Annotated in this window: 20 protein-coding genes; 13 read left to right on the top strand and 7 right to left on the bottom strand. The window is 66.1% G+C overall.

Features of this window, described 5'->3' with window-relative positions; all coding sequences use genetic code 11:
• Positions 1–494 precede the first annotated feature (494 nt).
• The 6 genes from ACGF7Y_RS24665 (at position 495) to ACGF7Y_RS24640 (ending at position 6,352) form a co-directional block, all read left to right on the top strand.
• Positions 495–2,531, top strand: coding sequence for a polyprenyl synthetase family protein (locus ACGF7Y_RS24665; protein ID WP_393236904.1), 2,037 nt, complete (start codon positions 495–497; stop codon positions 2,529–2,531).
• A 244-nt stretch (positions 2,532–2,775) separates the two neighbouring features.
• Entirely contained in the window at positions 2,776–2,949 is a 174-nt protein-coding gene (locus ACGF7Y_RS24660) for a hypothetical protein (RefSeq protein ID WP_393236903.1), read from the top strand.
• 48 nt (positions 2,950–2,997) lie between these two features.
• Positions 2,998–3,471, top strand: a complete 474-nt coding sequence (locus ACGF7Y_RS24655) for a hypothetical protein (RefSeq protein WP_393236902.1) — start codon at positions 2,998–3,000, stop codon at positions 3,469–3,471.
• A 123-nt stretch (positions 3,472–3,594) separates the two neighbouring features.
• Positions 3,595–3,849: a hypothetical protein gene (locus ACGF7Y_RS24650; RefSeq protein ID WP_393236901.1), complete on the top strand. Its 255-nt coding sequence runs from the start codon at positions 3,595–3,597 to the stop codon at positions 3,847–3,849.
• A gap of 643 nt (positions 3,850–4,492) precedes the next feature.
• Positions 4,493–5,437, top strand: coding sequence for an RNA polymerase sigma factor SigJ (gene sigJ / locus ACGF7Y_RS24645; RefSeq protein WP_393236900.1), 945 nt, complete (start codon positions 4,493–4,495; stop codon positions 5,435–5,437).
• An 81-nt stretch (positions 5,438–5,518) separates the two neighbouring features.
• Positions 5,519–6,352: an alpha/beta fold hydrolase gene (locus tag ACGF7Y_RS24640; protein WP_195066038.1), complete on the top strand. Its 834-nt coding sequence runs from the start codon at positions 5,519–5,521 to the stop codon at positions 6,350–6,352.
• A gap of 157 nt (positions 6,353–6,509) precedes the next feature.
• Here the strand turns inward: ACGF7Y_RS24640 and ACGF7Y_RS24635 are convergent, their stop codons facing one another.
• The gene (locus ACGF7Y_RS24635; protein ID WP_393236899.1) at positions 6,510–6,830 is read right to left on the bottom strand and encodes a hypothetical protein; all 321 of its coding nucleotides are present in this window, start codon (positions 6,828–6,830) and stop codon (positions 6,510–6,512) included.
• Between the two features lie 418 nt (positions 6,831–7,248).
• Positions 7,249–8,259 carry an AraC family transcriptional regulator ligand-binding domain-containing protein gene (locus ACGF7Y_RS24630; protein WP_393236898.1) on the bottom strand — a complete coding sequence of 337 codons (1,011 nt, stop codon included), beginning with the start codon at positions 8,257–8,259 and terminating at the stop codon, positions 7,249–7,251.
• Positions 8,260–8,477: 218 nt separating this feature from the next.
• On the opposite strand from ACGF7Y_RS24630, the gene ACGF7Y_RS24625 reads away from it, so the two are divergent.
• Positions 8,478–9,602, top strand: coding sequence for an MFS transporter (locus ACGF7Y_RS24625; RefSeq protein WP_393236897.1), 1,125 nt, complete (start codon positions 8,478–8,480; stop codon positions 9,600–9,602).
• A 48-nt stretch (positions 9,603–9,650) separates the two neighbouring features.
• On the opposite strand, the gene ACGF7Y_RS24620 is transcribed toward ACGF7Y_RS24625, so the two are convergent.
• Positions 9,651–9,839, bottom strand: coding sequence for a tyrosine-type recombinase/integrase (locus ACGF7Y_RS24620; RefSeq protein WP_393237354.1), 189 nt, complete (start codon positions 9,837–9,839; stop codon positions 9,651–9,653).
• A 255-nt stretch (positions 9,840–10,094) separates the two neighbouring features.
• Here ACGF7Y_RS24620 and ACGF7Y_RS24615 point away from each other — a divergent pair, with 255 nt between their 5' ends.
• The 3 genes from ACGF7Y_RS24615 to ACGF7Y_RS24605 all read left to right on the top strand — a co-directional run bounded on the left by ACGF7Y_RS24615 (position 10,095) and on the right by ACGF7Y_RS24605 (position 12,128).
• A complete protein-coding gene (locus ACGF7Y_RS24615; RefSeq protein ID WP_393236896.1) occupies positions 10,095–10,784 on the top strand; it encodes a DUF3558 domain-containing protein in 690 nt (229 codons plus the stop codon).
• Positions 10,785–11,040: 256 nt separating this feature from the next.
• On the top strand, positions 11,041–11,265 hold the full coding sequence (locus tag ACGF7Y_RS24610) for a hypothetical protein (protein ID WP_393236895.1): 225 nt from the start codon (positions 11,041–11,043) through the stop codon (positions 11,263–11,265).
• Positions 11,266–11,276: 11 nt separating this feature from the next.
• Positions 11,277–12,128, top strand: a complete 852-nt coding sequence (locus ACGF7Y_RS24605) for a DUF4238 domain-containing protein (RefSeq protein WP_393236894.1) — start codon at positions 11,277–11,279, stop codon at positions 12,126–12,128.
• A 521-nt stretch (positions 12,129–12,649) separates the two neighbouring features.
• Here ACGF7Y_RS24605 and ligD read toward each other — a convergent pair.
• From ligD to ACGF7Y_RS24585, 4 genes are all read right to left on the bottom strand, one after another.
• Positions 12,650–13,591: a non-homologous end-joining DNA ligase gene (gene ligD, locus ACGF7Y_RS24600; RefSeq protein ID WP_393237351.1), complete on the bottom strand. Its 942-nt coding sequence runs from the start codon at positions 13,589–13,591 to the stop codon at positions 12,650–12,652.
• 291 nt (positions 13,592–13,882) lie between these two features.
• Positions 13,883–15,088 carry a site-specific integrase gene (locus tag ACGF7Y_RS24595; RefSeq protein ID WP_393236893.1) on the bottom strand — a complete coding sequence of 402 codons (1,206 nt, stop codon included), beginning with the start codon at positions 15,086–15,088 and terminating at the stop codon, positions 13,883–13,885.
• 300 nt (positions 15,089–15,388) lie between these two features.
• Complete coding sequence (locus tag ACGF7Y_RS24590) at positions 15,389–16,933, bottom strand: amidase (RefSeq protein ID WP_393236892.1); 1,545 nt, start codon at positions 16,931–16,933, stop codon at positions 15,389–15,391.
• Positions 16,934–17,725: 792 nt separating this feature from the next.
• Positions 17,726–18,868 carry an epoxide hydrolase family protein gene (locus ACGF7Y_RS24585; RefSeq protein WP_393236891.1) on the bottom strand — a complete coding sequence of 381 codons (1,143 nt, stop codon included), beginning with the start codon at positions 18,866–18,868 and terminating at the stop codon, positions 17,726–17,728.
• Positions 18,869–18,988: 120 nt separating this feature from the next.
• On the opposite strand from ACGF7Y_RS24585, the gene ACGF7Y_RS24580 reads away from it, so the two are divergent.
• From ACGF7Y_RS24580 to ACGF7Y_RS24570, 3 genes are all read left to right on the top strand, one after another.
• Complete coding sequence (locus ACGF7Y_RS24580; protein WP_393236890.1) at positions 18,989–20,110, top strand: hypothetical protein; 1,122 nt, start codon at positions 18,989–18,991, stop codon at positions 20,108–20,110.
• A gap of 347 nt (positions 20,111–20,457) precedes the next feature.
• A complete protein-coding gene (locus tag ACGF7Y_RS24575) occupies positions 20,458–21,054 on the top strand; it encodes a DUF308 domain-containing protein (RefSeq protein ID WP_393236889.1) in 597 nt (198 codons plus the stop codon).
• Between the two features lie 53 nt (positions 21,055–21,107).
• The gene (locus ACGF7Y_RS24570; protein WP_393236888.1) at positions 21,108–22,538 is read left to right on the top strand and encodes a S8 family peptidase; all 1,431 of its coding nucleotides are present in this window, start codon (positions 21,108–21,110) and stop codon (positions 22,536–22,538) included.
• The last annotated feature ends 49 nt before the right edge of the window (positions 22,539–22,587 follow it).

Below are 22,587 nucleotides of genomic sequence, written 5' to 3'. Positions count from 1 at the left end.
CTCGGCGACGTGCCCGGCCTCGTCTTCGTCGACAACGCTCGGTGGAGTGGCAGTCGCGCAGAGGTGTTCGGCGCATACGAACTTCTTCCAGTGAATTGTTGCAGCGAACCACCAGTCTTCGGCTGGCGCAGCGATCTCCGGAGTCGGCGCGCCGCACTCGACTGTCCAGTGCCTGCCCACCAGGACGCGCGGCATCGATGCCTGGACACTCGGTGCTGGAACGGAGGGCGCAGGGCCTCAACACGTTCGCTGTGTTCAAGAACCGTGTCGAGGACTGCCTGAGCGTCCGTCCCGAATACCGGCTACTTGAATACCGGTCCCTGCCAGTCCGGAACTCTCTACTTGCGCTGTCTGCTCTTGGGTAGGCACGGCGGGCTGCTGAGGGTGCAGCCCGCCGCAGAAGGTTGTGACGGTGCCGTCAAAATCAGCTGATTGCCAGTATCTTCCGGGCGCTGTGGTGTCGAATCTCACCGTATCAACGGTGTAGATGGCTGATGCCACTAGTCAGGAGTGCGTGCGTGCGACGTGAGATCGATTTCGCTGTCTTCCCTCATCTGGATGAGGATCTGGACCGTGTCCGTGAGGTTCTCGGGCCCGTGCAGTTTCGGGGCAGGCCCGAGCTGACCGCACTCACCGACGAGGGGCACGGCACGTCTCGTCGGCTGGTGCGTCCGACGTTGACGTTGCTGTCGTACTACCTGCTCACCGATCCCGCGACACCGGCCGATGACCGGGCGGTGCACGCCGCTGCCGGTGTGGAGTTGCTGCATCTGGGGTCGCTGTATCACGACGACGTCATCGACCACGCGGACCAGCGCCGCGGCCGCCCCAGCACCAACGCGGTGTGGGGTTCGCACATGGCCGTACTGGCTGGGGACTGCGTGACGTCCTCGGGCACGCGCATGCTGGCCGACCTCGGCCGGCGCGAAGCTTCCGCGGCAGCGATCGCGAGCGAGCAGATGTGCACGGGCATGGTGATCGAGGCCGCCGACCAGTATGTAGCCTCCCGCAGTGAGCAGGCCTACCTAGACGCGATCGACGGCAAAACTGCGGCGTTGCTGTCGTTTGCCTGCCGGGTGGGCGCGATGCAGGCCGACTGTTCCGATGAGCAAGTAGAGGCGCTGGCCGCTTTCGGTCGAGACTTCGGGCTGGCCTACCAGTTGTGGGACGACATCCTCGATGTGACCTCGACCGCCGAAGAGATGGGCAAGCCGGTCAACACGGATCTGTTCGAGGGCATCTACACCTTGCCCGTGATCCGCGCCGCTGCCCGCGACCGAAGCCTGGCCCGCCTGTTGAGCCGACGAATGACGCGGGAGGAAGCCGCACACGCCCGTGAGTTCGTGCTCGTCTCCGGCGCCGTGCAGGAAGCACAAGCGGTGGCCGACGACTTCATGGACCAGGCTCAGGATCAGCTTGCCGCCCTGCCCGTCGACCTGAGCGCCCGTCACGCGATGACCGCTTATGCCCGGTCCGTCCTCGATCGGCGAACTCCCCACCCTGGCGTGTCCGGGCCCTCGACGCCGCCACCGGAGCCCGGCGTGGAGGTGGTCTCGCCGCAGGCCATGTCATGGCTGAGGAGCTGGATGGCCGACACCGGCCTTATCGCCTCCACCGCCGAGGCCGACCACCAGTTCGCACGAGTATTGCTGGTCCGGTCCCCGGCACAGTTCTTGCCCCCGGCGGACGCGGCCCGTGAACAGACCTTCGTCGGCATGAGCGCGCTGCTCGTCATGTTCGATGACCTGTTCGATGACCCGCAGCTGAGGGACCCGGAAGCGGTCACCGCGCTACGACACGGTCTGATCCCTGTGCTGCGCCAGGATCCGCAGGCACCACGGCAGTCCGGTGCGATCGCGACGGCGTGGGCGAGTATATGGCCACGCCTGCGCGAAGGCCGCACCAGCGGTTGGCAGGAGCGGTTCCTCGACAGCCTCGAGGAGTTGCTCGAAGCCTACGAACGCGAAGCACACCATCGCATCAACCGCTACATTCCCGCCACGGCCGACTACCTACCGCTGCGGACGTCGACCGGTGGGTTCGAGCTCGCTGTCGCCTTGACGGAGGTGCACCAGGACTGGGAACTGCCCTCGACGCTGCGGAGGCATCCTGTGATCCGCCGCCTCGAGGAACTTCTCTTCTGGGTGGCCTGTGTGGAGAACGATCTGGTGTCACTGGATCGGGACGAGGCCGACCATATCCCCTACAACCTGGTCAGGGCCATCCGTCATGAAACCGGGTGCACCCGCGGTGAAGCCGTCGAGCAGGTGCAGCACCAGGTGACCGAGAAACGCGCGCAGATCGATGCGGTGACCCGCTACCTGCCCGCTCTCCTCCGCATGCTTCCCGGCCTCTCCGGCCGCAGGAAGGAGTACCTGGCGCTCTACGAGAATGTGAGGAACGTAGCGTTCACGGCGCATCACGCCGATCGGTACACGCAGAACTCGGCTTCTGCAGCGCCGGACTGGGGACGCCTGCGCCGTGAGCTCTACCACTACCCAGTCACCGACCCGGCTCCGACGGGGCCGTAAACCCCCGCAGTCGACACATTTTTCGCTACTCCGCCGGCTCCGCGGGCCTCGCCGCTGCGGGCCGGCCGGGCAGCGGCGGATCCGGATCCAAGCCCGACCGGCACAACTGCCTGTGCGGCAGTCGCTACCGAGGTATCCGCGCCTCTACCTCAGGAACCGAATACGCCGGAAAGGGTTCGCGGGAGGACGACGATTTCGTCGGCTATCGCCGGAGTTGGTCCATCGCGCGCCACTGGTGGAGGGCATGTATTCGATTTCTCTGCGCTATGAATTCAGCCTCTCCTATGGTGTCGCGCCCACAACCACCGCCGATATCGACGACATCCAGCGGACCACCGAACAGCACGCGCTGGCCGGTTCGATCAGCGCGGCATGCGGCAAGATAGCGGCACCTTCAACGGTTCATGCCCTGTCGTAGCGATGATTCGGAAACCGGTATCTATCATCACGGACGCCGTGTGGTCCGGTGACCAACGGGAAGCTGGCCCCTTCTCTCCTGAGCGGAGCGAAGGATCTCATCGGTACGCTCGTGGGCGTGGGCGGGGGCTTGTTACTGCTGATCGCCACGATCGGCCCGTTGGCACTGTTCGGGTGGGCGGCTATTCGGGCGAAGCGCCACGGCCTCGGGGGGTCGTTCGCCTTGCCGTTTCAGGAGATGTTTGATCCCAGCGCGGCGCGAGCACAGATCGTCATCGAGGAGATCGCGGAACTGCCGGATCCTGCGGACTCCGGCGACCCGGATAAGACGACGATGCGCCGAACACAGTGGCGTATAAGGGTGTTCGGCTCTGCATCAACCCTGATAAGGCTCGGCGGCGCGGAGGTGACGGGACCTCCAGGCGAGCTGGGTGAGCACCCGCCCGGCCAACCCCGGCAACGCCGACTCCGACGCGTTCGCGTTCTCGGATCACTCGCTCATCGGCATGTGCGGACATCCTGAGCCGCAAGGCCAAGGAGGGGCCTGGGCATCGCCGATCAGAGAGTACTGACCTGGGCCGTCCCGAACCACACCAAGGAACTCCGGGCTTGGACACCCCGTCTCGGCCGTGCATAGTCACCGACCATGCGAACGAAGACCAATTCCACCTGCTTCCGCAGGTCCATCACGACCGTGGCGGTCGGTTTGGCGCTGGCCATCGGCAGTGCCCCGGTCGCCGCGGCCGTGCCGAACCGCTCGGTACTCTCGAATCCCGCAGCAGCAGTTAGTGATTCGGGATCCTCCTCCGGCTCTGGTTATCTGCTGGAGGCGACGCTCAACGCTCTGTGCCTGCTGACCGGTTCCAAGCCGATGTGCTGGGGCAGCGTCCCGACGGGGTAGCTCAGAAGCAGATACCCCGACATCGTGGTCTACACGCACGGCTACGCCCGCCAGCAACGACCGCTTTCGAGCCCGAAGGCGGCGCCGAATCGGCTTCGTAGCGCTGGGGAATGGACATTCTCGGCAACGGCTGAATCAGGCCGCGCGAGCATCCCCGCTCTTCCGCGCCAACCAGTATGCGGCTTATCGTTCCCTCTCCCTGACCGAAGCCAGCCTGGCGAACGCACTTCTGGGCATCTGATGCCGATACGGAGCCTTGCGAACATTGCTCGTTGGGGCGGTGTCAGTACCGGTCGCTATGGTCACCGCATGCCTGACCCGCCCCCATACCTTCGACCAGGTATGGGCTCGTTTCCTCCATGACCTCCGCATGTACTCGCCTCCGCCGCGACCCTGCAACCCGGCGCTACCGCCGAACAGATCGCGAACCTGGAAACTGTCCACGGTTTCGCGCTGCACTCCGACGTCCGGGTCCTGCGCCGAGGAGGTGAGCCGCCTGGATCAACGACCGGTATCTGGGGGCGGCCGGGTGCGGGCACCGGTGTCCGCACCGTGCCAGCGGGTGCCGTTATCGGCGGGAGTGGTGCACGGCCGACGCGCGTCAACTGTCGCAGACATTTGCCCGATGCTCGATAATGGCCCGATGTTTGCGGGTACATGTGAGGCCGATCTGTTCGAGAGCTCCAGGGGGCGGTTGGAGGCGATCGCCTACCGCCTGCTCGGGTCGGCCGCCGATGCCCAGGACGCCGTGCAGGACACCTATCTGCGGTGGCAGAGCGCGGAGCGCGACTATGTCGAGTCGCCCGAAGCGTGGCTGACCAAAGTACTTACCAACATCTGTCTCAACCAGCTGACTTCGGCGCGCGCCCGGCGCGAGACCTATGTGGGCCAGTGGCTGCCCGAACCCCTGTTCGCCGGAGACCCGATGCTGGGCCCGGCCGATACCGTCGAGCAGCGTGAATCGGTATCGATGGCGATGCTCACGGTAATGGAGCGCCTCTCACCGAATGAACGTGTGGTGTATGTGTTGCGGGAGGCGTTCGGCTACCCGCACAGCGAGATCGCCGAGATACTCGAAGTCACCGAGGCCAACTGTCAGCAGATCTTTCGCCGGGCCAAGCAGCATATGGCAACCGGGCACGCGCGCATCGACGTCGACCGAGTCGCCGCCACCAGAATCGTCGAGGAATTCCTCGACGCGGCCGTCAACGGCAATACCGCGACCTTGATCGGCTTGTTGACCCAGGACGTGGTCAGCGTCGGCGACGGCGGCACCTATATGCCGACACTGTCGCGGCCGCTGGTCGGCGCCGAAAGCGTCGCCCGGTTCTTGCGGCTGCTCGTCAAGCCGACCGAGAACAAACGCGGGAAGCTGGGCGGTGCACCCACCATGTTCGCCGCGGTGGTCAACGGCGCGCCGGCGGTGGTGATCACCGTCGGTGACCAGGTCGTCGGGCTGCTGTGCTTGGAGGTGACCACCGCCGGTATCGCGGCTGTGCACGGTCAGGTCAATCCCGACAAACTCGTGCGGGCCAATCGGTGGTGGGCCGACATCGAACCCGGCGCCCCGCTTATCGAATCTTGGTGACTCACATCACATTCAATTCCTGTCAGCATTCGCGGTGCTGCGCGGTTCAAGATGCGAACCACCCAGACAGGAGGAGGAAGCATGGGCAAATCCAGTCTCGCCGCGGAACTAGAGGTCACCAACGGGCGGCTCGCGCACGGTCTACCTTATTCGGCGTTCGGGGCGGGGCGGCCGTTGGTGTTTCTGCGGTGGTTCACGCCTGATCACGCTAATCCGCGGGGGTGGATGCGGGATTCGGAGATCAAGAAGTTGGCCCCGCTCGCTCGGCATTTCCGGGTGTACGCGGTGAACCGGGCGCCGGGGATGGCAGCGGGGACCACGATGGCCGATATCGCCACCCAGCACGCGGAGGCGTTGTATGCGGAGTTCGGCGGTCCGGTGGATGTTCTCGGGGTCTCCTCAGGAGGTTCGGTGGGGCTGCAACTGGCGGCGGATCACCCGCAAGCGGTGCGCAGACTGGTTATCGCCTCCTCTGGTTACACGCTGGAGCCCGCCACCAGGGAATCTCAGATGCGCTATGCGGAGGCGGTCATCGCCGGTCACCGGGCGTTGCACCACATGGCCGCCGCTGCCTTCGCCGACCCGGTCGGGCGGCGCGTCGCCGCAGCAGCTATGTGGCTGGCCGACCCGCTGGCCCGGCCGAAGAATCCGGCCGACACCCACGCCTTCGTGCACGCCGAAGATGCTTTCGATCTAACCGGCAGACTCGCCGACATCACCGCCCCCACCCTGATCGTCGGCGGTGAGCGCGACGCCGCCTACAGCACCGAGACCTTCCGGCGCACCGCCGACGGCATCCCCGACTCCCACCTGATCATCTACCCACGCACCACCCACATGGGCGCGATAAAACACCCCCGCTTCGCCTCGGACGTCACCGCCTTCCTCGCCGCAGACACTCCAGGACCACGATGATCACCCAGCTTCGCGTCGCTCTCCTCTAGGACGATGCTGTGCGACAGGATCGTTTGCCTTCCCCGCGATAGTCGTCGACGTTGCCCGCAGTGCGCAGGTTCTTCCCGCGTCATGCCGGAGTTCCGCGCGTTCTACCTGGCTGCCCCCAGCCTTGCCATCAGCCGATAAGTTTCCTGTTCTGTGGCAATCTGGCGGTGTGGGTGAGAGTGAACAGGTCGGGCACGGAGGCGGAACCGAAGCGATCCTCGAGAGGATTGCGGCCGGCAAGGTGGGTGTCGTCGAAATAGAGGTTGCCCCCGGCAGAAAGGAAGGGGCTCGACCAGCATCGCATCGCAAGGCTCGGCTCATCCGGGTGCTCTTCTGCTGCTCGGTGTTCATCGGTACTCTGTTGCTGGCTCTCCTGTGCGTAGGAGTGGCCTGCTTCGGGTTCGTGATTTTCCTCTTTTAGTGGCGCTGCGACGCCACCGAACATCCCCATCGATCAGGCACGCACATTCATGAAGGTGCCGGATCTGGTCTCCGATGCAGGCACCTGACCTGAATCGCCTGTGGTTTCGGGTGTGGCTTGCTCGTCAGACATGGCGTTGCCTCCTCCTGGCCGACCCGGTTGCCGACCGCTACAAATCGTCGCACGCCCGGAGGTTGCCCCAAGGCCAAATCGGTTGCGCCGCAAGGATGCCGGAACGGCCGCGCAGCGGCATCAGCGGATATTCAGATGGGGCTCGCAGTCATCCCAACGCGGGCAGCCGCGGGACTGCATTGTGAGCAAAGCTCTGCCTGACCGGTACCAGACCGGCGTGATCGGCCGACGCCATCATCGTGACCCCACCAGTCCGGCCTCGTTTCCTTGCACGCCACCTAGCCGACCCGAGAATCTGGGCATTCGATGGAAGCGTTCACCGGCGGTAGGTACTCGGAGAGTTTCCCGTCCACCGGGTAAACGACCTGCTGAACGCCGCGGAACCGGAGTATCCGAGGCGGATTGCGGTCTCCTGCACTGTGAGTCCGAGGACACTGAGCATGTCGATCGCCAGTGCACAGCGGACTTCCTCGTTGAGGACTCGGAAGCTGGTCCCCTCGTCGGCGAGCCTTCGGTGCAGAGTACGACGGTCCATGTGCAGTCTACTCGCGATTTGCTCAGCCGTGGGCGTGGTGCCGATCTGCTGGAGAAGCGCCGCGCGAATTCTGGTGGCGAGTTGACCACGTTGTCTTCGCTGCTGCAAAAGGTCCAGGCAGTGCTTCTCACATAGCGCGGCCGTAGCGGGATCGGGCATGGACATCGGTTCGGCGAGAAGATCGATGGGAAACGTCAGGCCGGTGCTCAGCCGGTCGGCGAAAATCGGGAACCTGTCGACCGGGTTGTGCGAAACATCGGAGAGCAGCTGAGCCATGCCGTCGATCATGGTGGCCGCGCTGCGGCTGGGCAATGCCAGCTCGAGGCGTGTATCACCGAGACGGTCTGCAAGTCGCGGGCTGAGGCAACGCAGCACGATCACACCGAAGATGATCACAATGTCACGCTCGAGCAGAAAAGCGCGGACGTCGGCGGGAATGGTGTCGTCCCGAAATTCGATCCGTCCTGCCGTCTGGCTGAGACTGACAGTTATATCGACGAACCGGTTGCCGATCCGCAGTGTCTCCAGTGCGACCCGCAGGGCTTCACCGGCAGTGGGGCTGCTGAGCATGGCGAAGCCCAACAGCCCGAAGTTGGCCAATGAGAAACGCTTCGCCACCTCGGTGCCGAGTCCTGATCTGTCGCCGATGGTCTGCACCAGGTTGCGTGCGACCAACAGTTCTTGGATCGCTTCGACTTCCAGATCGTCGGCCTCGAGGTCAGCCGGTCGCAGGCCGGTCGTGGCGAGCAGCCGACGCTCCGTGACGCCGTGATCGGTGCCGACCCCCACCATGTGACGGACTCCGATGATGCTGCGTCTGAAGTCCCACGATGGTCGCTCCACCGCCCCGAAACTATCAAAGGTTTGTCCCAAGTGAGCATTTCGGTCGCACCCAACGGTTCATACAGTGGCGTGACGCGGGTCGGAAGTCGGCGCGGGTGCGCAGGTGGCCGGCAGGGTTGCCAGTGGCGGCTCGGCACCCTCCGGCACAGACGAGAAGGGCGCAATAGGTGGATTCCCCGGTGATTCGATGGCTCGGTTTGGCGGCATTGTGCTTCGCCGAACTGCTGGTTTTCGTGGACAACACGATTGTGAATGTCGCATTGCCGAAGATTGCAACCGATTTGGGTGCGGGCACGTCCGGATTGCAGATGGTTGTGGACGTGTACACGCTGGTTTTTGCCGGGTTGCTCCTCACCGGCGGCTATGTGGGAGACCGCTTCGGACGCAAGACGATACTCATCATAGGAATCGTGGGTTTCGCAGCGTTGTCGGCACTCGCGGCGACATCGAACAACCTCGGGCAATTGATCGCCGCACGGGCCGGCCTCGGACTCTTTGCTGCTCTGGTGTTTCCGGCCACCTTGGCGATCGTTGTGATCATGTTCGACGATCTGCGGGAACGCGCAATCGCGGTCGCTTGCTGGGCCGAAACGGGTATCCGCACCTTGCCATTCGCGATTGCGATGGCGGTATTTACCGGGCCCAGCATGTGGTTGGGTTCGAAGATCGGAGCGGGCCGTGTGGCCGCGATCGGGTCGCTGGTGATGGCCGTGGCCTTCTGGCTGACGATCCGCTACGACATGTACACGTCTTATTGGGGCGTCATCGTTCCGGTAATGGTGACCCTGGCGCTCGGAGTGGCGCTCGTCTCCGGCCCCGCTACCTTTGCCGTGCTCAACGAGTTGTCGCCCGGTCAGGTCGGTGCAGGGTCAGCCGTCAACGATACGAGTCGCGAACTCGGTGGAACGCTGGGTGTTGCGGTACTAGGTTCGGTCCTGGCCTCCGTGTATTCGGGAAAGATGGCCGATGGCCTGGGCGCCATCCAGCTACCTGAGGAGGCACGCGGCGCGGCGGCGAATTCGATGTTGTCCGGTGTTCATGCGGCGCGGTCGATTCCCGGCCCAAGCGGTATCCAGCTCATCGATCTTGTGAAGGCGGCTTTTCTGGATGGCTTCCACATGGCCTCCATTGTCGCTGGTGGTGTCGCGGCAATTGCTGCGACCGCGGGATGGCTCCTTCTCGCAACTCGCTCACGCATGACTGACAACGGCGACGCGGACCACAGGTCGGGGTCCGGTAGTAATCGCACAGAAACTTCCCAGTCTGAACCAGACGCACCGTCGCGCAGGTGATGCGTGCCGATAAGCGCACGGAAATCGGCAATGGCGTGCGTCGAGTTGTCACGTACCCGAGGCCATGTAGGCAGCCAGGATGTAGTTGGCGTGCCGGTCGAGGTTGGTTCGAGCCCGGTCGTAACGCATGGTTGTCCGCGGGTCGGCATGGCGAGCGGCGATCTGAACCTCACGTAGGTCGACGCCAGCGTCGAGCATCGTCGTGACGCAGGTGTGGCGCAGCATGTGCGGGTGCATATATGACAAGCGCACTGACCGGCGATCCAAAGACAGATCGGTTACGCACCGACGCCACTACAACCGGACAAGCGCTCAACGGCATTTGCGTGTGTTCGGCCGGCCGCGGTCCGATCTGCTCGGCTCGACCCGTAGGCGGCGCGCAGATAGCCGGCTAATGGGCGATGATCAGCACCTTTTGGCGGCGAAACACGTGGACCGCTGACCTTCTGATGTCTTCAACTCTGCAAAGAGCCTGTGTAACAACCTGTTCCGATGCACGAATATGTATTCATGAGTCGTACGACAACGCGATCGATCAGCGTCGCAACGATGGCACTCGGTGCCGCACTGCTGCTTGCCGGATGTGGTCCCGCCTCGACCGACAGCACGTCCGCGCCGAGCACCTCGGCCATTGCGGTCACCTCGGCCAATGCGGTCACCGCGACCACAGCGGCGCCGACATCGGTTCCCGCCCCGGCGACGACCGTCGCGTCCGAGTCCACGACGGAGGCGCCGGGCACCGACACGGATCGGCCTGCTGGCAGCTGGAACCCTTGTGACACTGCCGATTCCGCGCTCGCGAGTGCGGGCTTGAACGTCGCCAGCGAGCAACCGATCTCGAATCCCGGTTTACCCAGCGAGAAGTCCTGCAAATGGAAGACCGCCGACAACGCACTCGAGTTCTACGTCACGGCCTATGGCATGCCGGTAGGTGAGCTGCGCCAGACCGGTAAATACGTCGACTTCAGTTCGGTCACGGTGGCCGGCCGTAAATCTCAGCAATTCCGTGCGGCGCAAGACACTCACAAGCTCGGGTGCTATATCGCGGTACCAGCGTCTTTCGGTGGTGACATTTTGCTCTTGGCGTCACGAATCTGGAACCCTCAGGGCGGCACCGACGGATTCAACTCCTGCGACGATGCCCAGCGCATCGCCAACTCCCTGGTCAACCACATACCCTGACGCATTAACGCTCGGGTGCAATGGTCCTGCTCATCTTGCCCGAAGCCTATTCTCGGACACACCGACCCGCACCCCTGCCAGTGCCAGTCCTGCTGGGTGAACCCAGGGATCAAAGGGCCGATTCGACCGCTCATCGGATGTGCGGATGACCTCAGCCGCAGAGGATCTCATCCGCCGACCGAGCGCCCAGCGGCATTATTGCTCACTCAGTCTTGACTGACGTCAGCCTTTATCGCCATCGAAAATGCCGCCACTGGTGACCGTCGTCGACGGAGGGGCCGAGGTCCTCGATGCCGGTGAGCTTGACGATCGCCGACAGGCTGCGCGCGTTATCGTCACGGATGCAGCCGTGGAAAGCGTCGAGAAGGACATCCACGGCCCTGTCGGCTCGCTGAACGACTCGCTCGGTGAGAACACCTCCGGCCGGCGCCATCTCGACAGCTCAGCGGAGATAAACGCCACCGGCCGCTCACCGTCGTAGGCCACCCAGCGGTGCACCGCCAGACAGTCCTGGAGCCGGATCTCGGGCCGCAGCGTCCGCGCCACCGACAACGCCATCATCGCCTGCGACGCGTGGGCGGGCATCAGTTCGTGACTAGCCCAGCCGAACACCCGGGTCTGAGTCTCGCGATCACAGGCTGCCCACTCACACAGAGTCAATCGCGCGGGACTTCCCATTTGGGAACCTTAAGCCGAGATTCGCAGCCGCACTCGTTCGCGGCCGGAGACGACACCGCGCTGACACCCGAGGAGTTCATCCGGCCGGCGGAGTTCGTCGCATTCCAGATCGTCCGTGGCCCTCGACGGCGCCGGGAACATGAGCTGTTGGTCGACTGGGATGCGAAAACAGTGGCAGCCCTGACAGAGCCGAACAGGCTGTCCGAAGACCAGTTGCGTACCCTCGAGTTCACTCCCCATCAGAGCCAGCACCTCGAACTCTCTGGGCAACTGGCCGACACGGTCACCGAGAAGCTGATGTATCGCCCTGTCTGCCTGCTGACCGTCGATCGCCCGCTGTTCTTGATCGGTGACGAGACGGTCGTCTTCAACACCGCAGGCGATCATGTCCACCATCGGCCGGTGTGCGCGATCAGTGACGAAGAGTTCCAGCGAGAACTCGAGCGCGCCCGCAAGAAAGGACGCTGGCAGCGTGAGGTGTGCCGGTTGGCGCACCGGTATACGACCGAGCCCCACAATGTCGAGGCAGCCACGGAGATAGCCATGCCGATCAGTCCGCGCACCCTGTTGCTCTTCGGGCCCCGCCACCGAGTGGGCCGGTGCGGTGATGCGGGAGCGGGTCTCCGGCTCAGATGCCGACGAGCCGACCGCGACTATCAACGGTAGAATCGCCCAGGCTTGCCTGGACGTGATCGTCGGACGCATAGACGACCCCTCGTTTCGATCGCTTCCCATCCCGGAGCGTGCGCCGCTGCTGGCGGTCTGTGGCTCCGGCGGCGCGGCCCGAGACGCGCTGATGTCGGCACCGAAGCGGCTATGGCCCCGGCGCCTGGACCGCCACGCGCAGCCCTACAACTCATCGATGTCTGGCCAGATCTGAGATGACTTGCCCACGTCTCTGCCTCGCCCGGATTCCGTTGCCACGGATAAAGTTTCGAAAACGTGGCCAGGCCGCGTACGAGCCGCGGCCGCGGACGAATCGTGCCTTTCTCGTTCAGGAACCGAGCCCGCTGTTGCCGCGCCCAGCCCTCCGGCATCGCCTCGAATACCGCTTCTTCGGCGTTCAAGTGCACGACGTTGCCCGCCAGAACCAGCCGTGCCGACCCCGCAGCCTCGTCCACCGGAATGTTGTATCAGAGGCAACATTGATGCATCCAGTATGGAGGCGCTGGTCATCTGTCTTCATCCTATGAAGGCATTTTCGCCTCATGTGGGGTCTTGTCCGGGCGCAATCCGCGCCAGCTGGGGTGGCGCAGGCCCTCGGGGGTGGCTTCGCGATATTCGATGTCGGCGACGAGGACGGGTTCCACCCAGTGCGCGGATGCGGCGACCACGCGCGGCGGGGGAACGTCGAAAGGAGTATCCGGGCGGGACAATTCGTCCAGGCGCGCTTGCAGGGCGCGACGATCGTGCATGGTCCACCCGGTGCCGACGTTGCCGATATGCACCAACTGGTCGTGGTCGTCATAGGCGCCGAGCGCGAGCGAACCGAACGTCGTGGAGAAGCGTCCCGTGCCGGGCAGCCAACCCGCGACGACGACCTCCGTCGTCCTACGCAGCGGCGTCTTGATCCACCACGGGGAGCGGCGGCCGGGGTAGTAGGCGGAATCCAGACGCTTGGCGACGATTCCCTCCAGACCGTGCTCGCGGGCCACCTCCAGCAGCAGGTCGGGATCGACATCGGTGTAGTGCGGCGGGGTGCGGGCCAGCGGCCGGTCGAGCGCGAGCCCGGCCAAGCGCTCGCGGCGCTCGGTATAGGGCAGATTCAGGAGGACCTCGTCGTCGGCGGCCAGCACATCGAAGGCGAGATATTGCGCCGGGAACCCGCGCAGCAACTCCGCGCTGGGCGAGACCACATGCATCCGCCGCTGCAAGCGACCGAACGACGGCGCCCCTGTCTTCGGATCGGGCGCGACGATCTCCCCGTCCAGGATCAGCTCGCCGCGCTCGCCCAGATCCGCCAGCGCCGCCGTGAGCTCGGGAAACGACCCGCTCAGATCGCGATTGTTGCGACTGTAGAAACGGCAGTCCCCGCCCCGGCAGCGCGCGATGGCGCGAATGCCGTCCCATTTCATCTCGAATGCCCATCGGCCGTGTTCCCGCGGTGGCCGTCCGGAGACGGCCAGCATCGGCGCCGGCACTGACAGCACACAACCAGCATATCTTCAGATACGCCGCAATTTGCCCGACGGCACGCGATCCAACTGCACTTACGGCGGGATATCGGTGAGAATTGTCTGCTCGATCTCTCAGTTGGCAAACTTTCTGCATGAGAATTCGCCCGGTGTGGGCGGGGCGCGTTCGCAAGCCGATGATGCCGATGTGAGGCGCTGCACTGTCAGGGCGCGTTCATATCCGTGCCGGAATCCGTTCGCTGCGGCCGGCTTGCGACCGGGCGCGGTTCGCCCGGCGCTCCCGGGTCACAATCCGAGCTTGGTGACCGCGTTGTCTTCCAGTGGGTTGGCGGTGCGGATGTAGCCGTGGACGGTGCGCGGGTTGGACCAGCGGCCTTGGCGCATGATCTCGCGGTCGCTGGCGCCGCCGAGCGCCGCCTGGGTGGCGAATCCGGCACGCAGCGAATGGCCGGAGAACAAGGCGGGGTCGAGCCCTGCCCGAGCCGCATAGCGCTTCACCAGTTCGGCGACCGCGCGCCCGGACATCGCGTGGGCACCGATCGCGCCGTGGCGGGTGATGGTGGGAAAGAGCGGAAGGTCCGCATCGGTGAGCGTCGTGCCGGTGAAGCCGTGGCACCGGTGGATGTCGGCGGACCTCGCCGGAAGATCGGCGAGCCAGGCGCGAACGCCCGAAGTGCTTGCGGCGGCATGCACTTCGCGCAACCGCAACCAATCGGCGAAGGCGCAGACCGGGCAGGTGGCGGGGCGGCGGCCACGCGGAAGGGCCACGCGCTGTTCCGCGGCGCCGGTCGGGTCGGTCTTCGTCGCGGGCAGCCGGATCAGCAGGATCGGTTCGCCGGTCGTGTGGTCCAGGCCCACCTCGACGTCCCCGATACGCAAACCGGCCAGTTCGCTGCGGCGCAACGCGCCGGCGAAACCGACGAGCAGTGCGAGCGCGTCCCTGCGGCGGGCGGGTTCGGTGGGCCAGCCCGGTTCGGGGAGCCCACCGAGTAGTTGGTCGAGGGTGTGCAGCAGGACGGGGCGTTTGCGTTTGGGTTGCGTGCGGCGGGTACGGCGGATACCGCGCAGCGTCAGGCGCACCACATCCGATCGCGTCGGCGACGGCAGGCCATTGGCCGCGTGCACCGCCGCGATGGCGGCCGACTTGCGTTCCAGCGTCGCCGGACCGAACGCCCATTCGCCGGTGTCGCGGCGTGCGTCGGCGGCCGCGGCCAGATAGACGGCGACATCCAGCGCGTCGGCGGGCAATGCCTGGCGGCCCTCGGTGGCGCACCATGCCGACCACGCCACCCAGTCGGACCGGTAGGCGCGCAGCGTATTCGCCGATTGGGACGCTTCCAGATAGCGGCGCAGCGAACCGGCTTGGCCGTCGTCGAAGCGATCACGCACCAACCGCAACGCCGCGGCATCCACCAATACGCTGCGCACCCCACGGCGCAACTCGGTGCGCACGGACTCGGGAACCGCGACCACGCTGGAACGATCGTCCATGGCTCGGCTCCCGCGTTCATCTCGGTGTTCGGCTGTCCGCGCCGGGACGTCCGACGCGAGAAATCAGCCTACGACACCACGGGGGCACGTCCGCGATCAGAAAGGCGCCAACGCGTCTCGGAGGCAACCGCTTCTCTCAGGGTGGCGCGGTGGAACCGTCCCGACAGCGACAGGATCGTCACGGTCTGGCCGCCGTCGGTCGTGCTGGTTTATCGGTCGACATCGTCGATCGTGCTCTGCGCGAGCGGCTGGTCATTCGTCATCCGCGCCTCGTCCTCGACGGGCACCCGGCAGTGCGCCCTATCGGGGTGCCTGGAAGCCGCCGATCTTCTGTTCGAGCAGTTCGGCCAGCCGCAGCGGGGTGCGGTCCTCGAACATCGGACCGATGAGCTGCACTCCCACCGGCAGCCCCTCCGGGGACCGGCCCGCGGGTACGGCGGTGGCGGGCAGGCCGGGCATGGTGGCCACACCGGCCCAGACGAGCTGGTCGAAGTACGGGTACTCCACGCCATCGATGTCGAGGTGCCGGTCCTCCAGATCTCCGTTGTGGTCGTGCGGGAAGGCGGGAGTGGGCGTGATGGGGCACACCACGGCATCGAACTCGGCGAAGAGCTGCCGCCAGCCGTGGCGGTGGAGTTCGCGACGGTTGTTCGCCTCGACCCAGTCGCGGTGGCTGAGCACCATGCCGCGCAGCCGCGCCGCATCGAGACTCCGGTCGTGCGCGCTCAGGGCGGCGGCGCGGGTCTGCAGCTGTTCGTACACGTCGACCGAAAGGCTCGTGGCGGCGTTCGACATCATCAACAGCATGTAGAGCGTCGCCGCTTCGGTCGGATCGGGCAGCAGCGGACTGCGCCGTTCGACACGGGCGCCCTCGTCGACGAGCGCCTCGGCGACCCGGTTCACGCCCGCCCGCACCGCCGATCCGGTCGGAATGAGCGGATGGTCCTCGATGATCAGGACACGGAAGTCCGACAGTCGCTCGTGGCGCGCGGGCGGCAGTGCGACGTCGTAGGCGACGCCGTGGGTCAGCGGGTCCGGTCCGGCCATCACGTCGAGCAGCAGCGCGAGGTCGCGGGCGGTGCGCGCCATCGGGCCGACGACGGCGAGGTCGAGATCGATCGGCACGGCCGGCGCGGACGGCGCGACCATGCCGCGGGTCGGCGCCAGCCCGAGTGTCGGCTTGTGTCCGTAGACACCGCAGAAATGCGCGGGGGTGCGCAGCGAACCGGCGAGGTCGGAGCCGATGGACAGCGCGCCGAACCCGGCCGCCAGGGCCGCCGCCGAACCGCCGGACGACCCACCCGACGTGCGGCCGTGATCCCACGGATTGTTGGTGGTGCCGTAGATCTCGTTGAAGCTCTGGAGATCTCGCAGCATCAACGGCACATTGGTCTTACCGAGCAGCACCGCGCCGGCCGCCTTCAACCGCGCCACCTGTAGCGCGTCTTCGGCCGGCACATAGTTCGCGTATTGCGGTATGCCCCAGGTCGTGGGCAGCCCGGACATGTTGTAGCAATCCTTGACCGTCACCGGAATACCGAGCAACGGCCGATCCTCGCCGCGGGCGCGCGCCTCATCGGCTCGGCGCGCGGCGGCCCGCGCACGGTCGAAATCCGGCACGCAGATCGCGTTGATCGCCTTGTCGTCCCGCTCGATACGCGCGATCGCCTCCTCGGTCAATTCCACCGATGTCACTTCACCAGCATGCAACGCAGACGCGAGTTCTTCCGCCGACTGAAAATTCCAATCCATGAAATCCGACGCTATTGGCCTGCCGGAGAGGACATAAAATGCCGCTTCGCACAACGGCGAAGTCGAACGGACCACCCGCATCGGTGAAGTCACACGCTCGTTCTGCCATCGAGGACGTCCCACCCCAGGTCACAGCGTCGGCAGCGGGCCAACTCCAGGAGCGCAGGGCATAAGAATGCCGTGCCGTGCAACGGGATAGATGTCTCAATACTCATACACGTTCCTCTCCCGTCCACAGACTATTCGCCCGACCATCGGCCATGACGACGCGCGGCGGGAGCTGTGTCGGCCGGGAAGTGCAGGAGAACTTCATCGGACACCCGCGCGTACTTCGTGAGGCTGCGAACCGCGATAACTCATCAGCGCCGGATTCCGGACGAATGTTCTCGCCCGGGTTCTGTTCGGTTCGACGGAGCGCCGGCACTTTCCTGAGCGCCGGATCTCGGGTGCCTGTCCCTCAACCCCGCACCGCCGTCCTTGCGCAGATTCGCCGCGACTACACCTCCGATGCCGGGCGGCGGGGGACCGCGTCGCTTTCGTTCCCGGCCGACGGGTCGACCCGGCCCTATGCCGAGCCTTATCCGTTTGCCGAGCCTCTCGTCGGTCGGGTCGATCCTCATCCGACGACATCCGCACCCACCCGGGGGTACCCAGTTTTTGGTACGTTCCGTTGATATTTCGTTTGGTCACGACCAACGCTACGAAACGTATTTAGTCCGCGATCATAGAAGGGACACCCGCGATCTGACCTCCGATAAGGTTCACTTATCGGAGGTCAGCATTCGAGCGCTACCAAACGGTGATCGGACCGACCGGACAGCATCTGGCGAGGATTTCGCGCACGACCGAGACAGGTGCTGCCGCGGATCGCGGAGAGTCGGCGTCCTATCTGCGGTATGCGCGGAACGTCGCGCGCAAGTCGTCGACGATGAGGTCGGGTTCTTCCATGGCGGCGAAGTGCCCGCCGCGCTCGAATTCGGTCCAGCGCACGATGTTGTGGTTTCGTTCGGCGATGCGGCGGACCGGGATGCCCAGGTCGTGCGGCATGACTGCCACGGCGACCGGCACATCGGTCCGGGGTTCGGGCATTCCCCAGGTGGCGGCGCCTTCGTAGTAGTAGCGCGCCGACGAGCCCGCGGTGGCGTTGAGCCAGTAGATCATGACGTTGGTCAGCATCGCGTCACGGTCGACGGCGTCTTCGGGTGCGTCGGTGGAGTCGGTCCAGTCCTTGAATCGTTCGACGATCCAGGCCAATTGCCCCACCGGTGAATCGGCGAGCGCGTAGGACAGCGTTTGAGGGCGACTGGCTTGCAGCATCGCGTAGGCACCGAGTTCGTACTGGGCGCGGCGCGCCAGTTCGACGGCACGCTGTTCGGCGGGGTTGTCGGGGTCGGCGGTCTCGGCGGTGACAGTGGCGGAGGCGATCATCGTCAGATGCACCGCGACCAAGTGCTCGGCGTCGATCACCGCCAACTGCCGGGAGATCGCCGCACCGGTGTCTTCACCGTGCGCGGCGTAGCGGTCGTAGCCGAGGCGGCGCATCAGTTCCGCCCATGCCCGCGCGGCGCGCGCGGTCGACCAGCCGACGGCGGGGCCGGAGAACCCGTACCCGGGGATGGTCGGCACGACGACGTGGAACGCGTCCTGCGCGTTGCCGCCGTGCGCCACCGGGTCGGTCAGCGGTCCGATCACCTCGAGGAATTCCACGATCGATCCGGGCCATCCGTGTGTGAGCACCAGCGGCAGGGCGTCGGGTTCGGACGAGCGGACGTGCAGGAAGTGCACGTCGTGGCCGTCGATCTCGGTACGGAACTGCGGGAAAGAGTTGAGCCGGGCCTCCTGGGCGCGCCAATCGTAGGTGTTGCGCCAATAGCCGGCCAGTTCCCTGGTGTAGTCGAGCGGGATGCCCTGCGCCCACCCAGCCTCGGGATCCGCGTCGGTCCAGCGGGTGGCGTCCAGCCGCCGATTCAAGTCGTCGAGCTGCTCTTGGGGGACGTCGATCCGGAAGGGGGTGATCTCTGTGCTCATGAGAATCACACTATGACCTACCTAGGACAACTCCGGCCCTAGGATCGGGAGGAAAGAGGGAAGCGGCGGGGCGTCAGGCAGCGGGTCGGGTCGCGACGCCACCGGGGCTACGATTCTGCGGTGTCGAAGGTGTGCAACTACCCGGGTTGTTCTCGTCCCATCACGAGCGCGGCAGGGCCTGGTCGTCCCTCGGAGTACTGCGACCGGGCCGATCACACGCGCTGGCGCGCGTGGCGGGAACGGCAACGCCAGCAACAGGAATCCGAAGCCGCGGCCGCTACCGTCACCGTGACGAAACCGGGGCCGGTGACCGTCGCGCGGTTGCGAGCCGATGAGCTGCTCACCCAGTTCCGGGGACTGGCCGAACAGTTGAACACCACGCTGAATGCCGCCGTCGCGGAATTGTCCACGCTGGCCGATCCGGCGATCGCCGAGGCGCAGGTACAGGCGGTGCAGGTGGACGCGGCACGGCGGATCGCCGAGGCGGAGGGCGCGGCCGTGGCGGCCGAGCAGGCGCGGCGGGAGGCACAGGAGGCTCGGGAACTCGCCGAATCCGCCGCCGACGACGCCGCGAGCGCCGCCGAGCAAGCCGAAGCGCTGATCGCCGAAGCGAATGCGGCGCGTGAGGACGCGCTGCGCGAAGTCGAACGCGTCAGCAAGCAGGCGGCCGACGACGTGTTCGCTGCCCGCAGCGCCGCGGAAGCCGAGATCCGCGGCGTGCGCCGCGAATCCACCGAGCACGCCGAACGCGTCGAACAAGAAGCCGCAGAACAAGTTCAGCGCGCCGAACGTCGTGCGGAGACCGATATCGAGAACGCCCGGCGCGAAGCGTCGGCGCTGGTCGCGGCCGCGCACTCCGAACGCGATCTCGCCGTGCAGCGCGCGGCGGACGCCGAACGAACGGCCGAACGAGCCGAGCGATCCGCCGCCGAGCGCGCCGAAGCCGCTGAGGAGGCGCGAGCCGAATGGCGCAGAGTGCGTACCGAACTCGACGCCACCCGCGCCGAGCTCGCCGAAACCCGACGCACCGCGGCGGCCGAACTCGCCACCGCCCGAACCGAAGCCGCCGCGGCTCTGGACAAGGTGCGCGCGGAAGCCGCCCAGCGTCTGGAAGCGCTCGACGAGGCCCGCGCGCAGACCCTTGCCCGCGCCGAACGCGCCGAAGCCCAACTCGACGAACTCCTCGCCGAAACGCGCCGCAAATCGCCCGCGACCGACCCTGCGCCACCTCACGAGGCCTGATGGACGGATCCCCTCGTCTGCGTGCGCGCCGTCGGCACACCTTCTTCTCTTGCAGAAGGATTCGGCTCGGCGCACGACGGGGCGTCCCACACGGACATCCCGGTAGATGACCGTCTCGTACGGGTCCATCGCCTCCTGGCCGGCCCGGGGCGCGCCTGCCGAGGCGGGGATCGCCGATCGGGGCAGTGCGCCATGGCGCCTCGGTACCAATGCCACCGGCGTATTCCTCTCGTTCATCAGGTGATTCGGGTACGGCTACCTTCGGCTGTGTCCCCGGCATGGGCGACGATGCGGCCGTGATGGGGCAAACGAGTCGCTAACCGCCGCTTCGGTCATATCATGTAGCTATGCCCGAGACCGAGATCGGAGGGCGTGCGGAACCACTGGCCGGCGCAGCCCGGCAGACGGTACTGGTGGCCGGTGCCTGCTCGATGATCATGGGTGTGGCCCTAGCGGTGTGGCCGCACAAGTCGCTGCCGACAGCGGAACTGCTGTCCGGCGGCTACCTGCTGCTCAACGGTGTCCTACAGCTGGTGGTCGCGATCGGCGCCCGCTTCGTCACCGCGCTGCGAGTGCTGGTGCTGGTCAGCGGTGGGCTGTCGGCCCTGCTGGCGATGCTGTGCTTCGCGGGTGGGAATTCGACTCTGCTGCTGTCGTTCTGGATCGGATTGGCGTGGGCGATCCGCGGGATCTGTCACGCCACCGTGGCGGTATGGGTCGACGACCTGCCCGGACGCGGACGCCAAGAGCTGTTCGGACTGGTCACGCTGGTGCTGGGCGTGCTGGTGGCCGCGGTGCCGTTCGACTCGCCGGACGCACTGGGCTGGGTGGCCGGACCGTGCCTGCTCGCGATCGGGACAATGGAGGCGTGGTTCGCCGCGGGTTCCCGGCGCGGCGTGGTCGCGATGCCGGGCATGGTGGCGACCATGCGCCTCGACGGCTGACCCCGGCACCCATCCGGTGGCGAGGCGTGCGGTATCCAGGTTGACTGGGCGCCATGGCATCCCAGCATTCCGAGCTCCGGTCACCCGCCGAGCTGATCGTGGTCACCCGCGGCGCCGACACCGCGATCACGCCGACCGCTCTGCGCGACAGTCACAGCGCGCAAGCACGTCTGGAGGAATTGCTGCCCCCCGGCGGCGAACTGGTGCGCATCTTCGGACCGGCCAACCGCTTGGAGCGCCGGCTCGCCGATAGCCCGCATCTGAAGACCGGTGCGGAATATCTGAACTACTTCTACCTCACCGGTGTCACCGGCGAACTCGACGAGCTGGCCGCGCGGTTGCGTGCCGCCGAGGAGGTGGCGGCAGCCTATGTGAAGCCGCCCGCCGAACCGCCGATCGCACCGGAGGGCGTTCGAGCGATCACGGGCCGCTCCGCTGCCGAGGCGCCGCCGGTGACGCCGGATTTCGTCGTGCGGCAGGGATATCTGGACGCCGCGCCGCAGGGCATCGACGCGCGGTGGGCCTGGACGGTTCCCGGGGGCCGGGGGACCGGCGTGCGAGTGGTGGATGTCGAAGGCGCCTGGCGGTTCACCCACGAGGATTTGCGGGTGAACCAGGGCGGTGTGATCGGAGGCAACCCCTCACCGGAGCAGGGCTGGCGCGACCACGGCACCGCGGTCGCCGGTGTGATCAGCGGTGACGTGAATGCCTACGGCATCACCGGCATCGTGCCCGAGGCCTACATCCGCGCGGTGTCGATCTTCGGAACCGGATCGGCGACCGCGATCCGCTCGGCCGCGGACACGCTGAACCCCGGCGACGTGCTGCTGCTCGAACTGCACCGGCCGGGACCGCGTTTCACCTATGCCAACCGGCCGGACCAGCGCGGATACATCGCGGTCGAGTGGTGGCCCGACGACTTCGCCGCGATCAGGTACGCGATCGGCAAGGGCGTGGTCGTGGTGGAGGCGGGCGGGAACGGCGGCGAAGACCTCGACGCCGCGCTCTACGACAACCGCCCCGCGGAGTTCCCGAGCACATGGCGCAATCCGTTCCGCGGTGGCGAGGCCGACTCCGGGGCGATCATCGTCGGAGCCGGTGCACCCCCGCCCGGCTTCCACGGCCGTGACTACGGCCCGCCCCGCTCCCGCTTGTCGTTCTCCAACTACGGCGAACGAATCGACGTGCAAGGGTGGGGTCTGGAAGTCACCACCACCGGGTACGGCGATCTGCAAGGCGGTCCCGACGAGGACCTCTGGTACACCGACGTGTTCAGCGGAACCTCGAGCGCGTCCCCGATCGTGGTCGGCGCCGTCACGAGCTTCCAAGGCATGAGCGCGGCCGCGGCCGGACGCAAGACGCCCGCCGAGGTGCGTACGCGGCTGCGGGAAACCGGCTCTCCGCAAACCGATGCGCCGGAACGGCCCGTCTCCCAGCGCATCGGCAACCTGCCGGACCTGAAATCGATGATCCTGCCACGGTGAGCCGTCGAGATGGCGCCCGGAAACACCTGTACACACACGCAATGACCGC

The organism is Nocardia sp. NPDC047654, from assembly GCF_043205035.1.
Lineage (GTDB): Bacteria > Actinomycetota > Actinomycetes > Mycobacteriales > Mycobacteriaceae > Nocardia.
This window is presented reverse-complemented; position numbering and strand designations above follow the sequence as displayed.